Source organism: Acinetobacter sp. ANC 4218, assembly GCF_002135245.1.
In the GTDB taxonomy this organism is placed as follows: Bacteria; Pseudomonadota; Gammaproteobacteria; order Pseudomonadales; family Moraxellaceae; genus Acinetobacter.
In genome coordinates this window covers 38942-62896 of record NZ_NEGD01000006.1, presented here as the reverse complement: position 1 = coordinate 62896, position 23955 = coordinate 38942, and the positions used below count along the sequence as shown (strand labels likewise).

The window sequence follows — 23955 nt, the reverse complement described above, 5'->3', positions numbered from 1 at the left end:
GCATATTTATTTTGGCGGCACAACTCACGAGTCATAAAAAACTTGATCTGTTATGAACTATACATTCGATTATCTGGTTTTCATTGGTCGCTTTCAGCCTTTTCATCTGGCACATATGCAAACGATTAAAATTGCATTGCAGCAAAGCCAAAAGATGATTTTGGCCTTAGGTTCAGCACAAAATGAACGCAATATTAAAAATCCGTTTAGTGCTGCTGAACGTGAACAGATGATCTTGTCCAATTTTTCAGAAGCGGACCAGAAGCGGATCAAGTTTGTGCATGTCATTGATGTTTATGATGATCAAAAATGGCAACAACTGGTTAAATCTCTAGTAAAAGAAGTTGCTGAACCAGAAGCCAAAGTCGGCGTGATCGGTCACTTTAAAGATGAATCTTCTTATTATCTGAAGCTGTTTCCGGAATGGGAGATGGTGGAACTTGCCAGCCTGGTCGGGGCAATTTCAGCAACGCCGCTGCGTGAAGCATATTATCGTGGTGAAATTATCGAATCTGCTTTGCCGCTCGGCACCAGTGAGTTTTTACACAAATTTCAGAAAACTGCCATTTATCAACAATTGCAGCACAAATACCAGACCCAAGATAAAACCAATCTGGAACAATCTTCAGTAAGCTTTTAGGTCGAGGCACAGCATTGCCAAGACCCAGGAGTGGATAAGATGAATATCCAAACCAGCTTACAAAGTGTCCTGATTGTCGGTGTAATCCATCTAGGTATCATCGCACAGGTCAATGCACAGGAATGGACACTGACTCCACAAAGCTATGTGGGCTTTGAGGTGAAGTCGATGGGCTTTTCAACCGTAAAAGGCAAGTTTGAACAGGTTCAGTCCAGTATGAGCTTTGATTCGGCCGCACCTCAGAATGCCTCGGCACGGTTTGTGATGCAAGTAAATAGCCTAAGCTTGAGCAAGCCTTCACTAAAAAATATGATTTTAGGTGAAGATTTATTTTATGCAGAGAAGTATCCAACAGCGACTTTTAACAGTCATGAATTTCTCGCTTTGGGGAATTATCAATACAAGATCAAAGGTGATCTGACCCTGCGCGGTATTACCCGGCCGGTGATCCTTGATGCATCCCTAGAAGCTAATCCATTTGATCCACAACTTATGAATGTAGAAGCTACAACTATGGTTAAGCGTAGTGATTTTGGGATGAAAAAGGCATTTGGCGGCATCGGAGAGAAAGTCAATATTGAAGTATCTGGGCAATGGCAACGCAAATAAGCAGTAGGATTTGCCACAAAATATCTGCTGATTTCCGTTTTTAATTCATCTGATGTCGAGCCTTTTCTAGCAGATCTACTGTTAATTGTTGTAGTAGCGCAGATTGCTGCTTCCAGTGATGCCAATACAATTTCATCTCGGTTTTAGCATTTGGCATAATTTCAACCAGTTTCCCGGTTTGAAGATCATCACCAATTTGATATTCCGGCACCAAACCGAAGCCTAAACCTAAATGTACTGCTTCCACAAATGCAGTCGAGGAGGGAATAAAATAATGCGGATAACTTTGCTGATTTAATCCAAACAAGTTCAGAATCACCTGATGATGCATCAGATCTTTGCCATTAAAAATAATGGCTGGGGAATGTTTTAAGGCATCGCGGTGAATACCATTTTTAAACCACCTTTCTACAAAGGAAGGTGTTGCGACCATACGATAAGTCATCTGTCCCAGATAATGCACTTCACAGCCTTTCATGGCTGTGGATTCAGTCGAGATGCAGGCATTGACCAAACCAGTTTCAAGCAGTTGATGGGTTTGGGTCTGGTCATCCAGAGACAGCTTCAGGGCAATTTTATGCTTGATTAATGTGCTTTGCAGAACTTTGAGCAGCCAGGTTGATAAAGAGTCAGCATTAGTGGCAATACTGAATTGATGAAACTCATGCTGGCTGGATTGCCCCATAAATTGTTGTAAAAGATTCTGTTCACGTAGACGTTGATGCTGTAGATGTTCCAGCAGTTTTTGACCGGCCTGCGTGACCCGACAAGGACGTTCGCGCAGCAATAAAATCTGTCCCAAATCTTTTTCCAAAGCCTGCACCCTTAAGGTTACCGCTGATGCAGTAATACACAGTCGCTGTGCAGCTTCATCAAAACTGCCGGATTCTGCCACAGCAAGAAAAGCTTCACAGGATTTACTTGAAAGCATAGGATGCTACCTAAGAAAAACTAAATTAGATTGATATTTTCTTAATTCTACTTAATTTATGCTTCAAGCTGGGATAATTCAAGACACGATTTTTGAATGATTTTTAAGTTTTATTGTGTATGTTAAATAGTGCCTTACATGGTTTTGTCATGGGTTTAAGTCTGATCGTCCCGATTGGCGCACAAAATGCTTTTGTGTTGAAACAGGGTTTAAAACAGCAACATGTGTTTGCCATTTGCCTGTGTTGTGCCTTATCTGATGCGATATTGATTTCATCCGGAGTACTGGGCTTTTCAGAGCTGGTCATGTTGCATCCGGATTGGCTGAATGTTGCCAAATATTTCGGTGCAATTTTCTTGTGCATTTATGGCGCGCAACATTTTTTTCAGGCCTGGAAAGGTGAGCAGCGTTTAGATGTCAGTCAAAACGAAGTGCCTGCTTTATGCAAGATCTTATTCATCTGTTTAAGCTTAACCTGGCTTAACCCGCATGTGTACCTGGATACGGTGGTATTATTGGGCTCGATCTCGACACAATATCCAGACACGCAACTGTATTTTGCCTTGGGGGCTATAACGGCATCGTTCTTATTCTTTTTTAGCTTGGGCTATGCAGCACGCTATTTGCAACCGGTTTTTCAACGGCCACAAGCCTGGAAAATACTGGATATGTTGATTGGCTGTGTGATGTGGTCCATTGCCATTTCCCTATTAAAATAAGTGAGCAGAACACAAAAGAAAAAGGCATGAGCAATACTATTTCTAGTTAAAAATCATGCCTTTTGATAATGAAAAATTAAGCTGCTTGCAGTGCTTTTAAGTCTTCCAGTACCTGCTCTGCATGGCCTGCAGCTTTGACTTTACGGTATTCTTTGACCAGTTGACCGTTATGGAAAATAAAGGTAGAGCGCTCGATACCCATCACTTTTTTACCATACATGTTCTTTTCTTTAATCACGTCAAAAAGATTGCACAGCACTTCTTCTTTGTCGCTAATCAGGTTAATGCTCAGATTTTGTTTTTCAGTGAAGTTCTGATGAGCTTTCACCGAGTCACGTGAAATCCCAAGAATGCTGGTATTTAAGGTATCAAACTGGTCTTTCAGGCATGAAAAACCGATCGCCTGTGTAGTACAGCCCGGAGTGGAATCTTTAGGATAAAAATAAACAATCAGCCATTCTGTTGGAACTTCGGTCAGGTTAATTTCACCGGTTGTGGTCGGGAAGCTTTGATTGGGCAGGGTAATAGCAGACATGGGTTCATCCTTATTCAATTGCATATGTCATATTGAGTTTGAATTTATGCTGCCATGATAGCGAATTTAGCGAGGTTTAGGCTGAAGTAGGGTATGTAATTTTCATAATAAAAGAGCCTGCAACAAAGGCAGGCTCTTTTTCAACATCAAGCGATTATTTCTTTTGTTGAGCAGATTTCATTGCTTCTTCAGTCAAGCTTTTAAGCTTGCCTGTCAATTGAGGACCAAAACAAGCTTGCAAGTCTTTATTTTGCTTTTGTACAAAAGCTAGCGTAGCAGGGCTTTTCTTTTGGTTAATGGTACTTTGGATTTCCCATTTTTGTGCATTGGTTAAACGGCCGTCAGCTTCCACTGCACAAGTACAGTATTTGCTTACTTCAGCAGAAGTAAGTTTTTTACCTTTAGCGCTTTCTTCCTTACAAACATTAATTAACGCAGATTTTACATTGGTGCTTTTATAAGCTTCCTGAAGCTTATTCGTTTCGGCTGCATTTGCAGCAGTCGCCATCAATGCGACTGCAGAAACCAATGTAGAAAGAATAATGTTTGATTTCAAATTTTTCATTTACTGTACCCTATTATGACGGTATATAACGTGTCGGATCTACGATACCTGCATCAGCAAAACCTTGTTTACGTAAGCGGCAACTATCACATTTGCCACATGCACGTCCTTGGTCATCTGCCTGGTAGCAAGACACTGTTTGACTGTAGTCTACGCCATGTTCTATACCTAAGCGAATGATATTTGCTTTGGATAAATGTAACAAAGGTGTTTCAAATTTAAGCGGTTTACCTTCTACTCCAACCTTGGTGGCCAGACGTGCCATATTGGCAAAAGCCTCAATAAATTCAGGACGACAGTCTGGATAACCCGAATAATCAACGGCATTGATGCCAATCACAATGGCTTCTGCACCAAAAACTTCTGCCGCTGCGAGCGCATAGGAGAGAAATATTGTGTTACGTGCTGGAACATAAGTTACAGGAATACCTTCTTGTTCATGTTCTGGTACGTCAATGCTATGGTCTGTTAACGCAGAGCCACCCAAGTTACCCAAATCGATATTAATCACACGATGTTCTACACCAGCACGCTGGGTTAATGCTCGAGCAGCATCGAGTTCAGTGGTTGAACGCTGCCCATACATGAAACTTAAAGCAATACATTCATAACGTGCTTGCGCCCAAGCCAAACAAGTCGTTGAGTCTAAGCCGCCAGATAATAAAACTATGGCACGAGGGCGCATATTAAAGTCTCCAAAAAATAAGTAACAACAAAAATGGATTAACGACCGGTTTCATCATTCCAGAGCAGTTTATGTAACTGTAGCTGGAAACGGACAGGGAGATGGTCATCTAAAATCCATTGAGCTAAATCACGGGCAAGTTGAGGTAATTTCACCGCACCTTTTTCTACGGCAAAAGCAGGAGAGAACCAGACGTTACTGACTTTATCGGCAAGCTGGTATTGTTCAACCTGCTGTTTTGACCATTCATAGTCTTCACGGTTACAAATTACAAACTTGATCTGATCGTGTGGGGTTAAAGAATCAAGATTACTAAGCAAATTTCGTGCAACTTCTCCAGAAGTTGGCGTTTTTAAATCCAGTACTTTGGAAACTCGCGGATCAACCTTGGATACATCCAAAGCTCCACTGGTCTCGAGCGACACTTCACAGCCTAAGTCAGCTAAACGCTGCATCAGGGGCAGGGCGTTAGGCTGTGCCAATGGTTCACCACCGGTCACACAAATATAGGGCGTTTTAAAATCGAGTGCAGTTTGAATAATGTCATCTAAGGACTGGCGTTCGCCACCTTCAAAGGAATAAGTGGTATCACAATAAGTACAACGTAAAGGGCAACCGGTTAAACGGATAAATACGGTCGGTAATCCTGCAGCGTTGGCTTCACCTTGTAATGAATAGAAAATCTCCGTAATACGTAACCCCGCAGACGGATCGGTAACAGGAATAGCGGAAGATCGAAGAGTACTCATAACAACATAATCCAGCTCAGGATAAATAACACAGTATAAAAATAAAAATCCCTACGGCTATTGCTAACCGTAGAGACGAGGAGCGGCTGAAGCTCCGAGGAACAATTAATGTTCCGCAAAAGATTACATCTTAGTCTTCGCGCAATAAATCGTTCAGGCTAGTTTTGGCACGGGTTTTCGCATCTACTTTTTTCACGATTACAGCTGCGTACAGGCTGTATTTACCGCATTTAGATGGCAGGCTACCAGAAACAACTACCGAACCTGCAGGTACACGGCCGTAATGGATCTCGCCAGTTTCACGGTCATAAATTTTGGTAGATTGACCAATGAATACGCCCATTGAAATTACAGAACCTTCTTCTACAATCACGCCTTCCACGATTTCAGAACGTGCACCAATAAAGCAGTTGTCTTCAATAATGGTTGGGTTGGCTTGAAGCGGTTCAAGTACACCACCAATACCTACACCACCCGACAAGTGAACGTTTTTACCAATTTGTGCACATGAACCTACAGTTGCCCATGTATCCACCATGGTACCTTCATCCACATAAGCACCAATGTTCACATAAGAAGGCATCAATACCACGTTTTTCGCCTGGAATGAACCTTTACGAGCAACAGCAGGAGGTACTACACGTACACCAGCAGCTTTAAACTGTTCTTCAGTCCAGTCAGAGAATTTAGTATCGACTTTGTCATAGAAACGAAGATCACAAGCTTCCATTGGTTTGTTGTCGTTTAATTTAAATGATAACAATACCGCTTTCTTAATCCATTGATGAACAACCCATTCACCGTCGATTTTTTCAGCAACACGTAAAGTACCATTATCCAGGCCAGCAATGACTTCCTCAACTGCTTGACGGATTTCAGCAGGGCAATCGGCTGCTGTGAAATTCGCACGGTCTTCAAACGCTTGTTCAATGATTGTTGAAAGCTGAGACATGATCTTCCTTCCAGAAAAAAATTTTTAAGATTTTACACTATATTGAGATATAAATAGATGAAAAAGTGGCTTTGGATCGGAATTAATTATGAAAGATGGGCAAAATGGGAGCGAAAATCGGCTACACAGATAAATAAACAAAAAATGAGTTAATAATCAAAAACAAATAGAAAATGTATCAAAAAATAACAAAAACTAAGCAAATTTCGAATAAAAGTTGAGCAATTAATATTTTATAGTTCTAACTATTAGATAGAAAAGCACTAATGACGAAATAGAAACCTTTTTGAGGAGATCTACAATGAAAACTTTAGCTACGCTTTTAGCAGTATCGGTATTGACCTCTGTTGCCGGAACGGTCATGGCAGCTGATGATGCAGTCGTTCAAGATGGCTATGCATTTGAACGTAACCAGCTTATTCCAACTGGTGTCCGTGCTGAAGTAGGTACAACCGGTTATGGTGGTGCATTACTGTGGACTGCAAATCCATATGTTGGTTTGGCGTTGGGTTATAATGGCGGCGATATCTCTTGGTCTGATGATATCTCGGTCAATGGTTCAGACTATGACATTGATATGGAAAATAAAAATACCTATTTAAATGCTGAAATTCGTCCTTGGGGTGCAAGTGAAAATAGATGGGTGCAAGGTCTATATATGGCCGCTGGTGTAGCCTATTTAGACAATGAGTATGAACTTGATCGTCGTGTAGGTGCGGGAGAAGGTTTTACCATTAACCATACAGACTTTGTTGCAGGTCCAGATGGCGCTCATATTAAAGGGACCATGGATTACAAAAATGACATTGCTCCTTATTTAGGCTTAGGATGGGCGCCTAAGATTAATAAAAATTGGGGCGTATTTGGTGAAGTCGGTGCTTACTATGCCGATAATCCAGATGTTAACTTACAGTTAGTCAGTGGTGGTGCGGCTGATAACCCAACACGCGGTTCACTGGTTGACAATATTGCAGCTGATGAAACTAAAATTGCGACTGATGACAAACACAAATGGCTTCCTGTAGGTAAAATCGGTGTAAGTTATCATTGGTAATAAAATAGTAGCCTTTAAAAAAACGAGCTTCGGCTCGTTTTTTATTTTTAGACAATGCAGCTATTTTTGCTAGAAGCGGTAACGGAGCTTAAGGCCATAAGCAACAGCCTTGTTATGGTTTACTGAAGATAACATACCAAACAGACTGCCTGAATCCTCCTGATTTTGCTTAACTTTGGCTTTGTTGAGTCTGAAATATTTTATACCCGCGACAATAAATACATTAGAGTACATAGGATAAAAACTACCAATACCCAAACTATAAGGCATAGCCGACATCTGTAGCAAAAGTGTGATCGTAGATGAGCCCAAAAGATCAGTGAGTGTGAGCTTGCAATTTAAATACAACATTTGAAGTATAAAAAAATGGGCAAAATTTGGGGTAGAAATTTAAGTAAATGTTGAGGGGGTATTCTGGTTTGGCTGAAGTGTTTTACTTGAAATATTGGCATCTACAATAGCCGTTGAGAACTCGGCTTAATGATGCGGCTGTAACAAAAAGGCAATGGATTTGTTAGAGCTTTCTAGTGCTGCAGCATAGAAGTCTCTAGTCATGAAAATGCCAATACTGAGACCAAATGCCTTAGCTTTTATAGATCTCCCCATTCAATTTTTTCTTTTGTGATTTTATATAGAATGAGCAAGTATTATGTGAAGTTTTTTATATTTAAATGATTGAAAAATTAAATTATTTTTATAAATCTGGTTTGCAACGACGGATGAATTTAAAAAGGGATATTTTTTATATCCCTCATTTTAAAAAATCATGAAATGCTTATTCTTCTGGATAAGCTACTTTTTTCAGGGCTTTAATGTCGGCTTCTGGCGAGCAGAGTGAAATAAACTCATAACCATAACCGCGCAGCAAATGACCTTTGCGTACCGCAATCCAGGTGGTATTTACCCCAAAGATATCGGTTGGAATTTGTTTGAGTCGATAGTCACGTTCAGCATCATAAGCGACATTGTTGACAATACCGACGCCCATATTCAATTCAACATAGGTTTTGATGACATCGGCATCGAGTGCTGACATCACAATATCAACATCAATACCTGCCTCTTCAAAGGCTTTGTCAATTTTAGAACGACCTGTGAAACCGCCATGGTAGGTAATAATCGGATATTGCGCCAAGTCTTCCAGCGTAATATCTGTCTTGTTGGCAAGTGCATGGTTTTGCGGGGTAATAATACTGTGCTGCCAATTATAATAAGGTACGCTGGCCAGGTTCTCCTCAGTGGTGAGAGACTCGGTTGCAATACCAATATCTGCTTCACCTTGTAGCAACATTTCGGTAATTTCAACCGGGCTGGCCTGTTGCAGAATCAAATGAACTTTTGGAAATTCTTTTTTAAACTGGTTCACAATCGGCGGCAAGACATAACGCGCTTGGGTATGCGTGGTTGCAATGGTCAGTGTCCCTTCATCGACGCGGTTAAAATCATCTGCCAGACGTTTAATATTGTCGGCATCAACCAGCATGCGTTCTACAATCCCGAGTAAAGACTGGCCAGGTTCGGTCAAGCCCAGCAAACGTTTACCTTTACGGATAAACAGCTGTACGCCCAGTTCATCTTCTAAATCTTTAATATGCTTACTGACGCCAGATTGCGAGGTATAAAGTGCTGCCGAAGCTTCGGTTAAATTAAAGTTTTGTCTAACAGTTTCCCGAATAATTCTTAATTGTTGGAAATTCATAATGCTGTTTACCCTAAAGAGGATGGGGCTGTTTTGCCCCATCTATTTGTTATTAAGCGACGTCATTCGCGAACAAATGTAATGCCGTTGGACTTAACCATACTGTTTGATTTGGCTTGAATTGATGTAGCTTTGCTTCATCAGAATTAAGCGAAATTTCAATTAAATTGCCCTGGCGATCCTGAAGTTCAGCAATAACCTTGCCGGCAATCCAGATTTCACGCAGGAAAGTGGCCTGAATGGCATTTTCTTGCGGTGTTGCATGAATGCGTAATTCATTTGGACGGGCAAAGGCAATCACGTTGCCTTGCGGAGCATCTTTCACCTGCGGTAGTTGCAGACGGTCGTCACCAATCTGGATAATGCCTTGCTGGTTTTGACCTTCGAAACGGTTGGCCTGACCCAGGAAGTCGAATACAAATGGCGTTGCCGGTGTTTCATAAACTTCACGTGGTGAGCCGATTTGCTCAACATTGCCTTTATTCATTACCACGATTTGATCGGCTACTTCCAAAGCTTCCTCTTGGTCATGGGTAACAAAAATAGAAGTGATATGCAATTCATCATGCAAAGTACGTAACCAGCGACGCAGCTCTTTACGCACCTTGGCATCGAGTGCGCCAAAAGGTTCATCCAGCAATAATACACGAGGTTCAACCGCCAAAGCACGTGCCAAAGCAATACGCTGACGTTGACCGCCCGAGAGTTGTGCAGGATAACGGTCGGCCAAAAAACCCAGCTGAACCAGATCAAGCAAACGGGTCACACGTTTTTTAATTTCAGCTTCTGATGGTCGGGTAGAGCGCGGGCGCACACGTAAACCAAAGGCGATGTTGTCAAATACGGTCATATGACGGAACAAGGCATAATGCTGGAATACAAAGCCAACTTCACGTTGACGTACATGCACATTGGTTGCATCTTCGCCTTCAAGAATCACCTGACCGCCATCTGCCGATTCCAGTCCTGCGATAATACGCAGCAGGGTAGTTTTACCACAGCCTGATGGTCCGAGTAATGCCACCAGCTGACCATCTGGAAAATCCAGTGAGATATTTTTAAGTGCATGGAATGCACCAAAGTGTTTTTCAATATTTTTAACTTGAATACTCATGATGTCATTCCTTAAGAAACTGTTGAATCTTCATTACGTTTGTTTTGTTTTTCCTGGCGCACTTCTACCCATGTTTTCAAGATCAGGGTCACAATTGCCAGTAAAGCCAGAAGCGATGACACCGCAAATGCCGCACTAAAGGTATATTCGTTGTAAAGGATTTCAACATGTAGCGGCAGGGTATTGGTTTCGCCACGAATGTGACCCGACACCACCGATACCGCACCGAATTCACCCATGGCACGGGCATTACACAGAATCACGCCGTAAATCAGACCCCATTTAATGTTGGGTAAGGTCACTTTCCAAAATGTTTGCCAGCCTGAAGCACCCAGTACAATTGCAGCTTCTTCTTCCTCGGTCCCTTGCGCTTCCATTAGGGGAATCAGTTCGCGCGCCACAAAAGGCACAGTAATAAATACGGTTGCCAGTACAATGGCAGGAACGGCATACAAAATTTTAATGTCATTGTCCATCAGCCAGCCGCCAAGCCAGCCTTGAGTACCGAAAATCAGCACCAGCATCATGCCTGCGATAACTGGAGAAACAGAGAAAGGTAGATCAATAATGGTGGTTAGAATGGATTTGCCACGGAAATTAAACTTCGCCACCGACCATGCGGCTGCTACGCCAAACACCACATTTAATGGCACGGCAATTACAGCGGTCAATAAGGTCAGTTTCACCGCAGACAAGGTGTCTGGATGCACCAGTGCCTGAAAATAAACCCCAACCCCCTGTTTAAATGCTTCAACAAAGACCAGAATTAAAGGCAGAATCAAGCAGCTTAAAAAGAAAATCAGCGCAATCGTAAGCAGTAAATAACGAACCCAGACCGGTTCACGCGTCGCATCGCGGGACTGTAATTTCTCGGCTAAGGCATTGCTATTGGTGATTAAACTCATCGTGCTGTTCTCCCGGTACGTTTACTTGCCCATGCTTGAAGCAAGTTAATCAGGAATAAAATCGCGAATGACAGGATCAGCATCACCACGGCAATGGTGGTTGCACCAGCATAGTCATATTCTTCCAGACGGGAAATAATCATCAGGGGCGCGATTTCAGTTTCAAATGGCTGGTTACCGGCAATAAAGATCACGGAACCATATTCACCCACACCACGTGCAAAGGCCAGGGCAAAACCGGTCAGTAGCGCTGGAAACAGAATGGGCAGAATGATTTTGCTGACAATCTGAAAACGGTTGGCACCCAGAGCAGATGCGGCTTCTTCCAGCTCGGTTTCCAGATCGCTCAGGACTGGCTGTACGGTACGTACCACAAAAGGAATACCAATAAAGATCAGTGCGAGTGTAATCCCGATCGGGGTATAGGCTACTTTAATTCCGATGGGTTCCAGATACTGACCGATCCAGCCTGTAGGTGCATATAATGAGGTTAGGGCAATACCCGCCACCGCTGTTGGCAGGGCAAAGGGTAAATCGACCAAAGCATCAATAATGCGTTTACCGGGAAAACTGTAACGGACCAAGCACCATGCCAGTAACAAGCCAAACACGACATTGACTAAGGCTGCAAATAGGGCAGCACTAAAACTTAACTGCAAAGATTTTAAGATACGTTCTGAACTTAAAATTTCCCATAACCCATCCCAGCCTATACCTAGCGATTTGATAAACACCGCAGATAGTGGAATAAGCACGATTAATGACAGATACGCTAGGGTAAAGCCTAGAGAAAGACCAAATCCTGGCAGCACTCGGGATCGCTGCGACATGATGATTCCTTAAAAAGAGCGACTACTGACCAATAAAGTCAGCGAAAATAAAAGTTTAATTCGGCACAAGCATAATTTGCAGGGTTTAAATTGCAAATTTGAAAAAGCACTTGCTATCATCAGTAAAATTGATATGTTGCAGCACATTTTCTGAAATTAAATAATCATAAATTTCAGGAAAAGGCCCAAAACCGGAAGCAACATTAATATGTCCAACCTGACCCAGATTAACCGGATTAAGTTCCCACGCCTTTGCAAGTTGCTGGGCATCTTCAAAATTTAACCAGGGATCGTTTTCACTGATCAGTAAAGTTGTTGGCACGGCAATTTTTAGCTGATGAAAATAGTATTGATAATCTTGCTGACTATCACGTGAAAAACCGGCTTCACCAAAACGTGCAGGATTGGCTGGAGCAACCAGAATCAAATTTTTAATTTTTTGATTGAGTTCCGGATGCTGGGCTAAAGCTGCCACAGTAGTTAAACAACCAAAACTATGCGCGACAATCTGGATGCTGCCCTGAATAGGCGCCACGGTCTTTACAAACTCGGCAATCCAGTTTTGTAACACAGGCGTGTTCCAGTCCTGTTGTTGCACACGGGAGCATGACATGAGTTGTCGTTGTAGCCACGACTGCCAGTGTGCATGTTCACTGCCACCTACGCCTGGAACAATTACGGTATGAATCATGTCGATGCTCCTGTCTATTGAACGCTATTATTTTGCACTATTGGCTTTAACAATCTGGTCAAATACGCCGCCATTTTCAAAGTGCGCTTTTTGAACTTTGCTCCAGCCGCCAAATTCCTGATCGATGCTGACCAGTTTTAAGGGCTTAAATACCTTGTTGTATTGCGCCAGTGTTTTTGCGTTGCGTGGACGATAAAAGTTCTCAGCCGCAAGTTGCTGACCGCGTGGCGAGTAAAGGAAATTTAGGTAGCCTTGAGCCAGGTATTTATTGCCTTTTTTCTCTGCATTTTTATCTACAATCGCCACGGGTGGCTCAGCCAAAATAGACAAAGATGGCGTGATAATTTCAAATTTTCCTGGCTGTTCACGAAGGGCTAAGTGAGCTTCGTTTTCCCAAGCCAACAGCACATCACCAATGCCACGTTCTGCAAATGTTGTGGTTGAACCGCGTGCGCCAGAATCGAGAACCTTGGTGTTTTTATAAATTTTACGCACAAATTCCTGTGCAGTTTTGTCATTGCTACCCGCTTGGTGTTTTGCCCAGGCCCATGCCGCTAAATAGTTCCAGCGTGCGCCGCCAGAGGTTTTAGGATTTGGTGTAATAATGCCTACCCCCGGCTTAACCAGATCACCCCAGTCCTTAATGTGTTTTGGGTTGCCTTTACGCACTAAAAATACGATGGTAGAAGTATAGGGCGTTGAGTTATGTGGCAGCTTCTTTTGCCAGTCTGCAGGTAACTGTCTGGTTTTTTCCGCAATTACATCAATGTCGGCAGAAAGTGCCAAAGTCACCACATCGGCATCCAGCCCATCAATGACCGCACGTGCCTGTTTGCCAGAACCACCGTGTGACTGTTTGAAGTTAATTTTCTGTCCGGTACGGCTTTCCCAGTATTTGCTAAAATCTTTGTTCACGTCTTCATAAAGTTCACGTGTTGGGTCATAAGAGACATTGAGAAAATCTTTCGCTGCAGCACCTAAAGAAATGGTCGATATAACTGCTGCTAAAACTCCAAGTTTCAATTTTGCCGAACTGCTCATGCGAACCTCAATATTCTTAATGTGTTTCATTACAGGGGTACAGAATAGCTATATTCTTTATGCATAAAAAATAATAAAAAATGAATTTTATATGAATAAAAAAGATAAATAAGGCTGGGTTCATAAAATAAGCACCAGTCTTATGAATAAAACTGATGCTTTGTTTGCTTGACTGAGATTATTTGGTGCTATTGGCTTTTACGATCTGGTCAAATACGCCGCCATTTTCAAAATGTGCTTTTTGAACTTTGCTCCAGCCGCCAAATTCTTTATTAATGGTGACCAGTTTCAAGGGTTTGAATACGGATTTATGTTTTGCCAGTATTGCTGCATTGCGCGGACGGTAGAAGTTATTGGCAGCAATGGTTTGACCTGCAGGTGAATATAAATAGTTGAGATAAGCTTTGGCTAAATTCAGGTTGCCGTCTTTCTGTGCATTCTTCTCTACAATCGCCACAGGGGGTTCAGCCAAAATAGACAACGACGGTGTGATAATTTCGAACTTGCCCGGCTGTTCACGAATCGCTAAATGAGCTTCATTTTCCCAGGCCAGCAATACATCTCCAATGCCACGTTCAGCAAATGTCGTGGTTGCACCGCGTGCACCAGAGTCGAGGACCTTGGTGTTTTTATAAATTTGACGTACGAATTCCTGTGCTTTGGCATCGTTACCGCCTGGCTGATGTTTCGCCCAAGCCCATGCGGCTAAATAATTCCAGCGTGCACCACCAGAGGTTTTAGGGTTAGGGGTAATAATGCCGACATTATTTTTGACTAGATCGCCCCAGTCTTTAATGCCTTTCGGGTTGCCTTTATGTACCAAAAAAACGATGGTAGAGGTATAGGGGGTAGAGTTATTCGGGAATTTTTTCTGCCAGTCTTTTGGAAGCAAATTTGAGTTGGCTGCAATCGCATCGATATCTGCTGCAAGTGCCAAAGTCACCACATCGGCACCCAGACCATCAATCACGGCACGTGCCTGTTTGCCAGAACCGCCGTGTGACTGTTTAAAATTAATATCTTGGCCTGTGGTTTTCTTCCAGTATGCCGCAAACTCTTTGTTGTAGCTTTCATACAATTCACGCGTTGGATCATAGGAAATGTTTAAAAAGTCTTTTGCCAGTGCAGTAAAAGATGTTGCTGAAATAAGAGCTGCTAAAACCCCGATTTTTAGTGAGCGCATTTTGCTATCCTTTGAATTATTAATGTTTTGTAACGGAGCCAAGCATAGCGTCATCTTTTTTGTTGAAAAAATAATAAGAAACGAATTTGATATGAATAAAAAAGCTATCAATTAAGCGCCACTATTTTTAAACTAGGTCATCATTTGCAGGATGTTTGTTATGCCATGTTTTAAGAATGCACGGGAAATAAATGAAGTGTCATTGCAGGACCGTGCTTTCCATTACGGAGATGGCTGTTTCACCACGGCACGTGTTCGGCATGGCAAAATGGAACTTGAAAGCTTGCATCGGGCACGGCTACAGTTAAGTTGTGAACGGCTGATGTTGCAGGCAGATTTAAGCTGCATTGAAAAAACTTTGGTTGTGTTACAGCAGCAATTTCTTGAACTGAATGGCACATTAAAAATTATCATCAGTCGTGGTGAGGGACAACGCGGCTATAGCCTGCCTGAGCATCCGGCAGATGTCTGGGTGTTTTTTTATCCCCAAGCAGTCGATGATTTTCAGATAGAGAAAATTAAATCCGGGGTGTTACAGCAAGCATTAGGGCTGAGCATGCCCAATTTGGTGGGTTTGAAAAGCCTAAACCGTTTGGAGCAGGTTTTGTTAAAATATGAAGCCGACCAGCGCGGATGGGCGGAGGCTTTAGTGACCGATGTACAAGGCACTGTTGTGGAGGGCGTAAGCAGTAATTGTTTCATTCGTTTAAACAATGCCTGGATTACACCAGAACTTCGCTATAATGGCGTGCATGGGGTGATGCGGGCCGAAATTTTGTCCCGGATGCAGCAGCATGGTATTCACTGTGAACAGCGGTTTATTGAAATGGAAGACATTGCAAAATTTGAAAGCCTGTTTTTTTGTAATGCCTTAAGTCCCATGAAAGCTGTGACTGAACTTAACCGGCAACCGTTGAATATTCAGCCGTGTATTGAACTCTTTAATATCCTTCAATTGAATCAGATTCATTAATATGTCTAGCAAAAAGCAAAAATCGAAAAATAAAACTGCATCAGGATTTCCTTTAAAAGGCATCCTTATTTTAATTGCAGGTCTGACGGTATTATTTGCAGTTATCTTGGGTGCCAGCTTGTTCAAGTCCTATCCGGTGCAAGGTGAAAAGCAAATGCTGGCGATTGGAGATGGTGACAGTTATTCAGGCTTTATTGACCGTCTAGCTCAGCAAGATAAGGTCAGTTTTCCTATTATCCTGAAGCTTTATCAAAAAATCATGATTCATGACAGCATGAAAGCTGGTGTGTATGAAATTCGTCAAGGCATGTCGGTACGTGAAGTGCTGGAACTGGTCTCGAATGCTGAAAATGCACAGATGAACCGCATTCTGGTGATTGAAGGTACGACCTTTAAACAGTTAATTGAACTTCTAAAGAAAGATGATTTAGTCACTAAAGAAGTGTTGAATCTACCTCAGGATCAAATGTTAAAAGCCTTGAATATTCCATTTAACCATCCCGAAGGCCTGTTTGCGCCAGATACCTATTTCTTTGCCAAAGGTGAAACGGATAAAAAGATTTTGACCGATTTATATAAACGTCAAATGAAGGCTTTGGATACGGCATGGGCCAATCGTGCCAGCGGTTTACCTTATAAGGATAAATATGAAGCGCTGATTATGGCTTCCATTGTGGAAAAAGAAACCAGCCTGGATCAGGAGTTAAATCAGGTATCGGGGGTGTTTATCCGTCGTCTGCAACAAGGGATGCGTCTGCAAACCGATCCAACCGTGATCTATGGCATGGGCGACCGTTATAATGGCAATATCACCCGTACCGATTTGCGTACACCTACGCCATATAATACCTATACCAACAATGGCTTACCACCAACGCCGATTGCCTTGCCAAGTCAAAAAGCTATTGAAGCTGCCATGCACCCGGACAATTCCAGCAATATCTATTTTGTCGCCACGGGTAATGGTGGGCATAAATTTAGCGCAACTTTGGATGAGCATAATCGTGCTGTGCAAGAATATCTAACTGTCATTCGTTCAAAAAATTAAGGAGTGGGGATGTTTATTAGTTTTGAAGGCACTGAAGGTGTCGGGAAAACCACACTCATTGGTAAAATTTATGATTATCTGCAACAGCAAGGTCATGAAGTTGTACTGACGCGTGAGCCGGGGGGGACGCCGATGGCAGAACAAATCCGTTCCCTGCTGTTGTCAGTCAACCATGAAGAAAGCATGTCGAATGACACAGAACTGCTTTTAATGTACGCAGCACGTGCACAGCATTTACAGCAGGTGATTGTTCCGGCATTGAAGGCTGGTAAGACCGTACTGTGTGATCGTTTTACCGATGCCAGTTTTGCTTATCAGTGTGCAGGGCGTGGCTTAAGCAAAGAAAAACTGGCTTTATTAAATGCAAATTTTGTCTCGCATATGCCGAACGTTACTTTTTGGCTGGATGCGCCGACTGAGTTGGGGATGTCACGTGCGCGTGCACGGGGTGCATTAGATCGCTTTGAGCAGGAGAAAGCCACATTCTTTGAGAAAGTACGTTCAGGCTATCAGGAGCTTTGGGAACAGCAGGGGGAACGGATTAAACGTCTGGATGCCACCCAAACACCAGAACAGGTATTCACTCAGGCACTCGCGTGTTTGCAATCGGTGTAGTCATCCCCAGCAATTGGGTTTAAATGAAAAATCTTCTATAGTGGCTAACATTATGGAAGATTTTTTTTATAAACAATGAAAAGTAATAAAGTCGAAATTATTGAATTTTTGCAATGTGAATTTCCGCAAAGCCTGGAAAAATGCGAAATAGAAACAGTCACTGAAAAAGGAGCCACCATCTTATATCATGTGAATACTGCTGATTTAAGACCGGGTGGAACGGTATCAGGGCCGACCATGATGACCGCTGCTGATTATGCACTGTATATTGCCATACTGGGTGAAATCGGTATTGTGGCCTTGGCTGTCACGACCAGTTTATCCATCAATTTTTTAAGAAAACCGACGGCAGCACAGGATATTCGTGCGGTCTGTCAATTAATGAAAGTGGGCAAGGCTCTCATTGTCGGTGATGTATGGTTATATTCCATCAATTTAGATGAGCCGATTGCACATGCAGTGGGGACTTATTCCATCCCACCCCGGTAATAAACAGATATCATGCCAATTGAAAAAGCCGAACAAAGATGTCCGGCTTTTTTATTTAGGCTACACGGGTTTAAGCATCTACATTGACCAACGGAGTTTCCACCTGGAAGTTGGGTGGAGTCAGTACCGTTTTACGCAATTCACGCCCAAGCTCCGGATAATCCAGAGTGTAATGCAAACCGCGTGATTCCTTGCGTGCCATGGCACAGCGCACAATCATCTCTGAAACCAGTACCAGGTTACGCAGTTCAATCAGGTTTTTGCTGACATGGTAATCCTGATAATATTCAGTGATTTCACGCTTCAACATTTCGATACGATGTAAGGCACGTTGCAGACGTTTAGTGGTCCGGACAATCCCGACATAGTTCCACATGGTCTGACGCAGTTCATCCCAGTTTTGCAGAATAACGACATTTTCATCCGGATTCATCACTTGGGAATCATCCCAGCTTGGCGCATCAGGAGAAACATAATCTGGATTGAACAGGCTTTCTATATGTTTGGCTGCACTCATGCCGTAGACAAAACATTCTAAAAGTGAGTTACTTGCCATCCGGTTAGCACCGTGTAAGCCAGTATAAGAGGTTTCACCAATGGCGTATAAACCTTGAAGGTCGGTCTGGCTGTTTTCATCGACCACCACACCGCCACAGGTATAGTGCGCCGCAGGAACCACAGGAATCATGTCTTTGGTAATGTCAATGCCAAGTTCTAGTAAACGGGCATACAGGGTAGGGAAATGTTCTTTCACAAACTCGGCTGGTTTATGGGTGATATCCAGCCAGACATGACGGATACCCAAACGTTTAATTTCATAGTCAATGGCACGTGCCACAATATCACGCGGTGCCAGTTCAGCGCGTTCGTCAAAACGCAGCATAAAACGTTCACCATCAGGCAAGCGTAAATAAGCCCCTTCACCACGCATGGCTTCGGTAATTAAAAAGGAGCGTGCTTGAGGATGATACAGGCAGGTTGGATGGAACTGGTTAAACTCCATATTGGCAACCCGGCAACCGGCACGATAGGCCATGGCGATACCATCACCAGTCGCAATATCGGGATTAGAGGTATACAGATAGGCTTTCATTGCCCCACCACACGCCAAGGCGGTAGAGGGTGCCAAGAAGGTATGGACTTTTTCAGTCTTTTCATCGAGCGCGTATAAACCCAACGCACGATTTTCTTGATCTTTCAGGCCGAGTTTTTTTGAAGTAATTAAATCAATGGCAATATAATTTTCAAAAATAGTGATGTTTTGCTTTTCACGGGCACGTTGCACCAAAGTGGTTGAAATGGCGCGACCTGTCGCATCTGCAGCATGGATGATACGGCGTTGGGAGTGACCGCCTTCACGGGTTAAATGCAATTGTTCCTGTTCATCTAAGGTAAATTGCACGCCATGTTTTAGCAGAAAGTCGACCGAAGGTTTTCCGCCTTCTACGGTCTGCTTGACCGCTTCACGCTCACATAAATGTGCACCTGCAATCATGGTGTCATCAATATGCTGTTCAATTGAGTCAGTTTCATCTAAAACCGCCGCGACACCACCTTGTGCATAAAAAGTACTGGCTTCGGTGAGTGCCGATTTGGCCAAAACAGCAATATTGAAATGATCTGGTAATGATAAAGCCAGGCTTAAACCTGCACCACCACTGCCTACAATGATCACGTCAAAATGATGTGTTGTATTTAAATTAGACATGTTCATCAGCTAATTTGAAAAAAGTTTGCTAATAACACCCCTTTTTTCATCAAAAAACAAGAGCTAATATGCTAATGTATGATGAGAAAAAGTAATAAAGCAACAAACTTTTAAGAAAGATTTAAGCTGTTGTTTATACAAATATAATCAAACATATTATTACCCAAGACAGACATGTTTTATGCTAAATACTGTTTACGCATACTTATAATGAATGGAGTGAATGCTTTATATGAACAATCGCTATATAAAAAAAGGAATGTATGCTGCTGTATTCACCATGGCAGCGATGCAAACACAAGCAGCTTCTTCGGTAGACTTTTCCAATTTGGTTGAACAGGTCAGCCCTGCTGTAGTGAGTGTCAGTGTCGTTAAAAAAATGACTCAGGAAGAGCTGATCCAACAGCAAATTCCTGAAATTTTGAAACGCTTTTTTGGCAACCAGGTGATTGTTCCACAGCAACAGGCTCAGCAAGAGAAAACAGCTTACGGCAGCGCATTTTTTATCAGCAAGGATGGTTATCTGTTAACCAATCATCATGTGGTTGAAGATGCATCTAAAGTGACCATTATGTTTAATGACCGTCGTGAGATTGATGCCACCATAGTTGGAAGTGATGCGCGTACCGATGTGGCGCTACTGAAAGTCAATGGTTCCAATTTCCCTGAACTGCGTACAGGCAATGTAGACCGGCTGAAAGTCGGTGAGCCGGTACTGGCCATTGGTTCACCTTTCGGTTTTGACTATTCTGCATCTGCTGGTATTGTCAGTGCGAAAATGCGTAACATGATGGGGGAAACCTCGGTGCCCTTTATTCAAACCGATGTGGCATTAAATCCGGGTAACTCAGGCGGTCCCTTGTTTAACCAGAATGGTGAAGTGGTTGGGGTAAACTCGCGTATCTTCAGCGGTACTGGCGGATATATGGGCCTGTCATTTTCCATTCCGATTGATGTGGCGATGGATGTGGCAGAGCAGCTGAAAAAGAATGGTAAGGTCACCCGTTCATATTTGGGAGTGATGTTGCAAGATATCGACCGTAACCTTGCTGAATCTTATAACCTGTCCAAGCCTGAAGGTTCATTGGTGACCCAGGTCGCTCCCAATTCCCCTGCAGCCAGAGCTGGCTTTAAGGCGGGTGATGTGATCCTGAAATATAATGGCTTGCCTATTTCCAGAACTTCTGATTTGCTCAACTATTTAAACCGGACTTCACCGAATCAAAACATTCAATTGCAAGTTTTGCGGGATGATAAGACTCGTAATATCTCGGCAATATTGACCACTGCACCGGACGACACACCGGCACCAGTGGAACAGGCAGCACAAAATAAAGGTCCTGTTTTGGGGGTGACGATTCGTAATTTGACTGCCAGTGAACAATCCCAACTGAATCTTAAAGGCGGTATTCTGATTCAAGAAGTCAAACGGGGAGGGATCGCATCACAATCCCGTATCGCTGTAGGTGATATCATTACTCAAATCAATAATAAAACCATTTTAAATAGTAATGACTTTATTAAGACAGTATCCGAACTGAAAAAAGGTTCAATTGCACGTGTTTCTATTATTCGTCAAGATCAGCGCGCAATTTTAGGCATGCGTATTGAATAGCAATAATCCATCAAATGAGAAACCACTCTATAGATGAGTGGTTTTTTATATTTTGCAATTCTACTGCAATGCAAAATTACGTAGACTGTGTAGCCTTGAAGGTCATTTTTTGCATAGTGTAAGGATCAGTAAAATAGATGAGCACAGTTTTTGATTTGGAAATCACCGTTCAAGCAAAAGATATTGACAGTCTGGGACACGTAAATAACGTAGTGTATATGCACTGGATGCAGGATGTCGCTACTGCACATATTGATGCCTTGGGTTTGGGGCTGAATGAATACATGGAACTGAAGCATGCCATGGTTGCGGTAGAGCACCATGTGCAATACCGTAAAGCGGCATTTGAAGGCGAAAAGATTATCTTGCGTACTTGGCTGGATGATATCAATGCCTTGTATTCTTTCCGGCAATATGTGTTTTATCGTCCCCAAGACCAAAGCGTTTTATTTATGGGGAATACCAAATGGGCCTGTGTGGAAATTGCCACAGGTCGGCCAAAACGCATGTCTCCCACTTTTAGCCAAGCCTACCAGCCGATATCGGAACAGGTGAATCCGCTGGATTTTAGTCAGTATGATGCGATGGCTTCAAATTGAGTACATGACTACAATCCGGTTTTATTTTGAAAATAACTGTCAAAGCGAAAAACGAACTCATTATTTAGGATACATTGAAAAATCCATCTGTTATAATCCTACGCAATTTCTATTCAGCTTTTGCCATGCATTAACTATTGGTTGCATGGCGTGTTTTTTTCTCAAGGTAGCCCATGGCGCAAGCTAAAAAATCTGTTGATATTAAAAACATTCGTAACTTCTCGATTATTGCGCATATCGATCATGGTAAATCGACACTGGCAGATCGCTTTATTCAAACCTGTGGAGGTTTGCAAGATCGCGAAATGCAGGCTCAGGTTCTGGATTCTATGGAATTGGAACGTGAGCGCGGTATTACCATTAAAGCAGCATCAGTGACGTTGTACTATACTCATCCGAACGGTCAAGAATACCAATTAAACTTTATTGACACTCCAGGACACGTGGACTTTTCATACGAAGTATCACGTTCACTTGCAGCATGTGAAGGTGCGCTTCTGGTTGTTGATGCTGCGCAAGGGGTTGAAGCCCAGTCTGTAGCAAACTGCTATACTGCGATTGAACAGGGACTCGAAGTTTTACCAGTACTCAACAAAATTGATTTGCCGCAAGCTGAACCTGAGCGTGTGATCCAAGAAATTGAAGACATCATCGGGATTGAAGCAACTGATGCACCTACCTGTTCAGCGAAAACAGGTCTCGGCATTGAAGGGGTGCTTGAAACGCTAGTCAATGTTATTCCTGCGCCTACAGGTGATCGTGAAGCACCATTGCAAGCTTTGATTATTGACTCATGGTTTGATAACTACCTGGGCGTGGTGTCTTTGGTGCGTATCAAACAGGGGCGTGTGCGTAAGGGTGATAAAATGTTGATTAAATCAACAGGCCAATCGCACATCATTACCTCGGTCGGTATCTTCAATCCTAAACATACTGAAACAGGCATGCTTGAAGCGGGTGAAGTTGGCTTTATCATTGCAGGGATTAAAGATATTTTTGGTGCGCCTGTCGGTGATACCATTACCCTTGCGACTACGCCTGATGTTGCAACTTTACCTGGTTTCAAAAAGGTTAAACCTCAGGTGTATGCGGGTTTATTCCCGATTGATTCAAGCGATTTTGAACCGTTCCGTGAAGCACTTCATAAACTGCAAATCAATGACTCGGCATTATTCTTTGAACCTGAAAGTTCAGATGCCCTGGGTTTTGGTTTCCGCTGTGGCTTCCTCGGCATGTTACACATGGAAATCGTACAGGAACGTCTAGAGCGTGAGTACGATCTTGACCTCATTTCTTCTGCGCCAACCGTAATTTACGAAGCCGTGATGAAGAATGGTGAAACGATCTATATCGACAGTCCATCAAAAATGCCAGACGGTTCAACGGTAGAAGATTTGCGTGAACCGATTGCAGAATGTCATATTCTTGTACCACAAGAATACTTGGGTAACGTGATGACTTTGTGCGTGGAACGCCGTGGTGTACAAAAAGACATGAAGTTTATGGCTAACCAGGTTTCAATTACCTTTGAAATTCCAATGGCCGAAGTGGTCATGGATTTCTTTGATAAATTGAAATCATGTTCGCGCGGTTTCGCATCTTTAGACTACAACTTTATCCGTTTTGAAAGCTCATCGCTGGTGAAGGTTGACGTGCTTATTAATGGCGATAAAGTTGATGCCTTGGCCATGATCTGTCACCGTCAGGATGCACGTCACCGTGGTATAGCCCTGGTTGAAAAAATGAAAGACCTGATTCCGCGTCAAATGTTTGATGTGGCGATTCAGGCTGCCATCGGTGCGCAAATTATTGCCCGTTCAACTGTAAAAGCGATGCGTAAGAACGTATTGGCCAAATGTTATGGTGGTGACGTATCACGTAAGAAAAAACTTCTTTCTAAACAGAAAGAAGGTAAGAAGCGTATGAAGCAGGTGGGTAGTGTTGAAATCCCGCAAGAAGCGTTCCTTGCTGTGTTGAAAGTAGAAAGATAATAATAGAGGTCATAT

Annotated in this window: 26 protein-coding genes; 11 read left to right on the top strand and 15 right to left on the bottom strand. The window is 42.8% G+C overall.

The window, feature by feature from the left end; genetic code table 11:
- Positions 1–52: 52 nt before the first annotated feature.
- Entirely contained in the window at positions 53–640 is a 588-nt protein-coding gene (locus tag B9T38_RS07325; protein ID WP_086196167.1) for a nicotinate-nicotinamide nucleotide adenylyltransferase, read from the top strand.
- Between the two features lie 39 nt (positions 641–679).
- Positions 680–1249, top strand: coding sequence for a YceI family protein (locus B9T38_RS07320; protein WP_086196166.1), 570 nt, complete (start codon positions 680–682; stop codon positions 1247–1249).
- A 40-nt stretch (positions 1250–1289) separates the two neighbouring features.
- On the opposite strand, the gene B9T38_RS07315 is transcribed toward B9T38_RS07320, so the two are convergent.
- The gene (locus tag B9T38_RS07315) at positions 1290–2180 is read right to left on the bottom strand and encodes a LysR family transcriptional regulator ArgP (protein WP_086196165.1); all 891 of its coding nucleotides are present in this window, start codon (positions 2178–2180) and stop codon (positions 1290–1292) included.
- A 119-nt stretch (positions 2181–2299) separates the two neighbouring features.
- Between B9T38_RS07315 and B9T38_RS07310 the strand changes: the two genes are divergently transcribed.
- Complete coding sequence (locus B9T38_RS07310; RefSeq protein WP_086196164.1) at positions 2300–2899, top strand: LysE/ArgO family amino acid transporter; 600 nt, start codon at positions 2300–2302, stop codon at positions 2897–2899.
- A 76-nt stretch (positions 2900–2975) separates the two neighbouring features.
- On the opposite strand, the gene B9T38_RS07305 is transcribed toward B9T38_RS07310, so the two are convergent.
- The 5 genes from B9T38_RS07305 to dapD form a co-directional block, all read right to left on the bottom strand.
- Positions 2976–3434 carry a peroxiredoxin gene (locus B9T38_RS07305; RefSeq protein WP_086196163.1) on the bottom strand — a complete coding sequence of 153 codons (459 nt, stop codon included), beginning with the start codon at positions 3432–3434 and terminating at the stop codon, positions 2976–2978.
- A gap of 154 nt (positions 3435–3588) precedes the next feature.
- Positions 3589–3999, bottom strand: a complete 411-nt coding sequence (locus tag B9T38_RS07300) for a hypothetical protein (RefSeq protein WP_086196162.1) — start codon at positions 3997–3999, stop codon at positions 3589–3591.
- 13 nt (positions 4000–4012) lie between these two features.
- A complete protein-coding gene (gene queC / locus B9T38_RS07295; RefSeq protein WP_086196161.1) occupies positions 4013–4684 on the bottom strand; it encodes a 7-cyano-7-deazaguanine synthase QueC in 672 nt (223 codons plus the stop codon).
- Positions 4685–4722: 38 nt separating this feature from the next.
- The gene (gene queE / locus B9T38_RS07290; protein WP_086196160.1) at positions 4723–5433 is read right to left on the bottom strand and encodes a 7-carboxy-7-deazaguanine synthase QueE; all 711 of its coding nucleotides are present in this window, start codon (positions 5431–5433) and stop codon (positions 4723–4725) included.
- Between the two features lie 130 nt (positions 5434–5563).
- Positions 5564–6385, bottom strand: a complete 822-nt coding sequence (dapD, locus tag B9T38_RS07285) for a 2,3,4,5-tetrahydropyridine-2,6-dicarboxylate N-succinyltransferase (protein ID WP_086196159.1) — start codon at positions 6383–6385, stop codon at positions 5564–5566.
- A 301-nt stretch (positions 6386–6686) separates the two neighbouring features.
- Here dapD and carO point away from each other — a divergent pair, with 301 nt between their 5' ends.
- Complete coding sequence (carO, locus tag B9T38_RS07280; protein WP_086196158.1) at positions 6687–7439, top strand: ornithine uptake porin CarO; 753 nt, start codon at positions 6687–6689, stop codon at positions 7437–7439.
- Positions 7440–7508: 69 nt separating this feature from the next.
- On the opposite strand, the gene B9T38_RS16560 is transcribed toward carO, so the two are convergent.
- The 8 genes from B9T38_RS16560 to B9T38_RS07245 all read right to left on the bottom strand — a co-directional run bounded on the left by B9T38_RS16560 (position 7509) and on the right by B9T38_RS07245 (position 14902).
- Positions 7509–7709, bottom strand: a complete 201-nt coding sequence (locus B9T38_RS16560) for a hypothetical protein (protein WP_143222674.1) — start codon at positions 7707–7709, stop codon at positions 7509–7511.
- A 505-nt stretch (positions 7710–8214) separates the two neighbouring features.
- On the bottom strand, positions 8215–9138 hold the full coding sequence (locus B9T38_RS07275) for a CysB family HTH-type transcriptional regulator (protein ID WP_086196157.1): 924 nt from the start codon (positions 9136–9138) through the stop codon (positions 8215–8217).
- Between the two features lie 52 nt (positions 9139–9190).
- Positions 9191–10252, bottom strand: coding sequence for a sulfate/molybdate ABC transporter ATP-binding protein (locus B9T38_RS07270; protein WP_086196156.1), 1062 nt, complete (start codon positions 10250–10252; stop codon positions 9191–9193).
- An 11-nt stretch (positions 10253–10263) separates the two neighbouring features.
- Positions 10264–11157 carry a sulfate ABC transporter permease subunit CysW gene (gene cysW / locus B9T38_RS07265; protein WP_086196155.1) on the bottom strand — a complete coding sequence of 298 codons (894 nt, stop codon included), beginning with the start codon at positions 11155–11157 and terminating at the stop codon, positions 10264–10266.
- A complete protein-coding gene (gene cysT, locus B9T38_RS07260) occupies positions 11154–11987 on the bottom strand; it encodes a sulfate ABC transporter permease subunit CysT (RefSeq protein ID WP_086196154.1) in 834 nt (277 codons plus the stop codon). Before cysT ends, cysW begins: the two co-directional genes overlap by 4 nt.
- A gap of 85 nt (positions 11988–12072) precedes the next feature.
- Positions 12073–12678: an alpha/beta hydrolase gene (locus B9T38_RS07255; protein WP_086196153.1), complete on the bottom strand. Its 606-nt coding sequence runs from the start codon at positions 12676–12678 to the stop codon at positions 12073–12075.
- Between the two features lie 27 nt (positions 12679–12705).
- A complete protein-coding gene (locus B9T38_RS07250; RefSeq protein ID WP_086196152.1) occupies positions 12706–13719 on the bottom strand; it encodes a sulfate ABC transporter substrate-binding protein in 1014 nt (337 codons plus the stop codon).
- Positions 13720–13897: 178 nt separating this feature from the next.
- Complete coding sequence (locus tag B9T38_RS07245) at positions 13898–14902, bottom strand: sulfate ABC transporter substrate-binding protein (protein ID WP_086196151.1); 1005 nt, start codon at positions 14900–14902, stop codon at positions 13898–13900.
- Positions 14903–15062: 160 nt separating this feature from the next.
- On the opposite strand from B9T38_RS07245, the gene pabC reads away from it, so the two are divergent.
- From pabC to B9T38_RS07225, 4 genes are all read left to right on the top strand, one after another.
- Positions 15063–15875, top strand: a complete 813-nt coding sequence (gene pabC, locus B9T38_RS07240) for an aminodeoxychorismate lyase (protein WP_086196150.1) — start codon at positions 15063–15065, stop codon at positions 15873–15875.
- A gap of 1 nt (position 15876) precedes the next feature.
- The gene (gene mltG, locus B9T38_RS07235; RefSeq protein ID WP_086196149.1) at positions 15877–16923 is read left to right on the top strand and encodes an endolytic transglycosylase MltG; all 1047 of its coding nucleotides are present in this window, start codon (positions 15877–15879) and stop codon (positions 16921–16923) included.
- Between the two features lie 9 nt (positions 16924–16932).
- Positions 16933–17538 carry a dTMP kinase gene (tmk, locus tag B9T38_RS07230; protein WP_086196148.1) on the top strand — a complete coding sequence of 202 codons (606 nt, stop codon included), beginning with the start codon at positions 16933–16935 and terminating at the stop codon, positions 17536–17538.
- 75 nt (positions 17539–17613) lie between these two features.
- On the top strand, positions 17614–18027 hold the full coding sequence (locus tag B9T38_RS07225; RefSeq protein ID WP_086196147.1) for a PaaI family thioesterase: 414 nt from the start codon (positions 17614–17616) through the stop codon (positions 18025–18027).
- Positions 18028–18097: 70 nt separating this feature from the next.
- Here the strand turns inward: B9T38_RS07225 and nadB are convergent, their stop codons facing one another.
- Positions 18098–19741 carry an L-aspartate oxidase gene (nadB, locus tag B9T38_RS07220; protein WP_086196146.1) on the bottom strand — a complete coding sequence of 548 codons (1644 nt, stop codon included), beginning with the start codon at positions 19739–19741 and terminating at the stop codon, positions 18098–18100.
- A gap of 226 nt (positions 19742–19967) precedes the next feature.
- Here nadB and B9T38_RS07215 point away from each other — a divergent pair, with 226 nt between their 5' ends.
- From B9T38_RS07215 to lepA, 3 genes are all read left to right on the top strand, one after another.
- A complete protein-coding gene (locus B9T38_RS07215) occupies positions 19968–21350 on the top strand; it encodes a Do family serine endopeptidase (RefSeq protein WP_086196145.1) in 1383 nt (460 codons plus the stop codon).
- Between the two features lie 137 nt (positions 21351–21487).
- Positions 21488–21949, top strand: a complete 462-nt coding sequence (locus B9T38_RS07210; protein ID WP_086196144.1) for an acyl-CoA thioesterase — start codon at positions 21488–21490, stop codon at positions 21947–21949.
- 173 nt (positions 21950–22122) lie between these two features.
- A complete protein-coding gene (lepA, locus tag B9T38_RS07205; RefSeq protein WP_086196143.1) occupies positions 22123–23940 on the top strand; it encodes a translation elongation factor 4 in 1818 nt (605 codons plus the stop codon).
- The last annotated feature ends 15 nt before the right edge of the window (positions 23941–23955 follow it).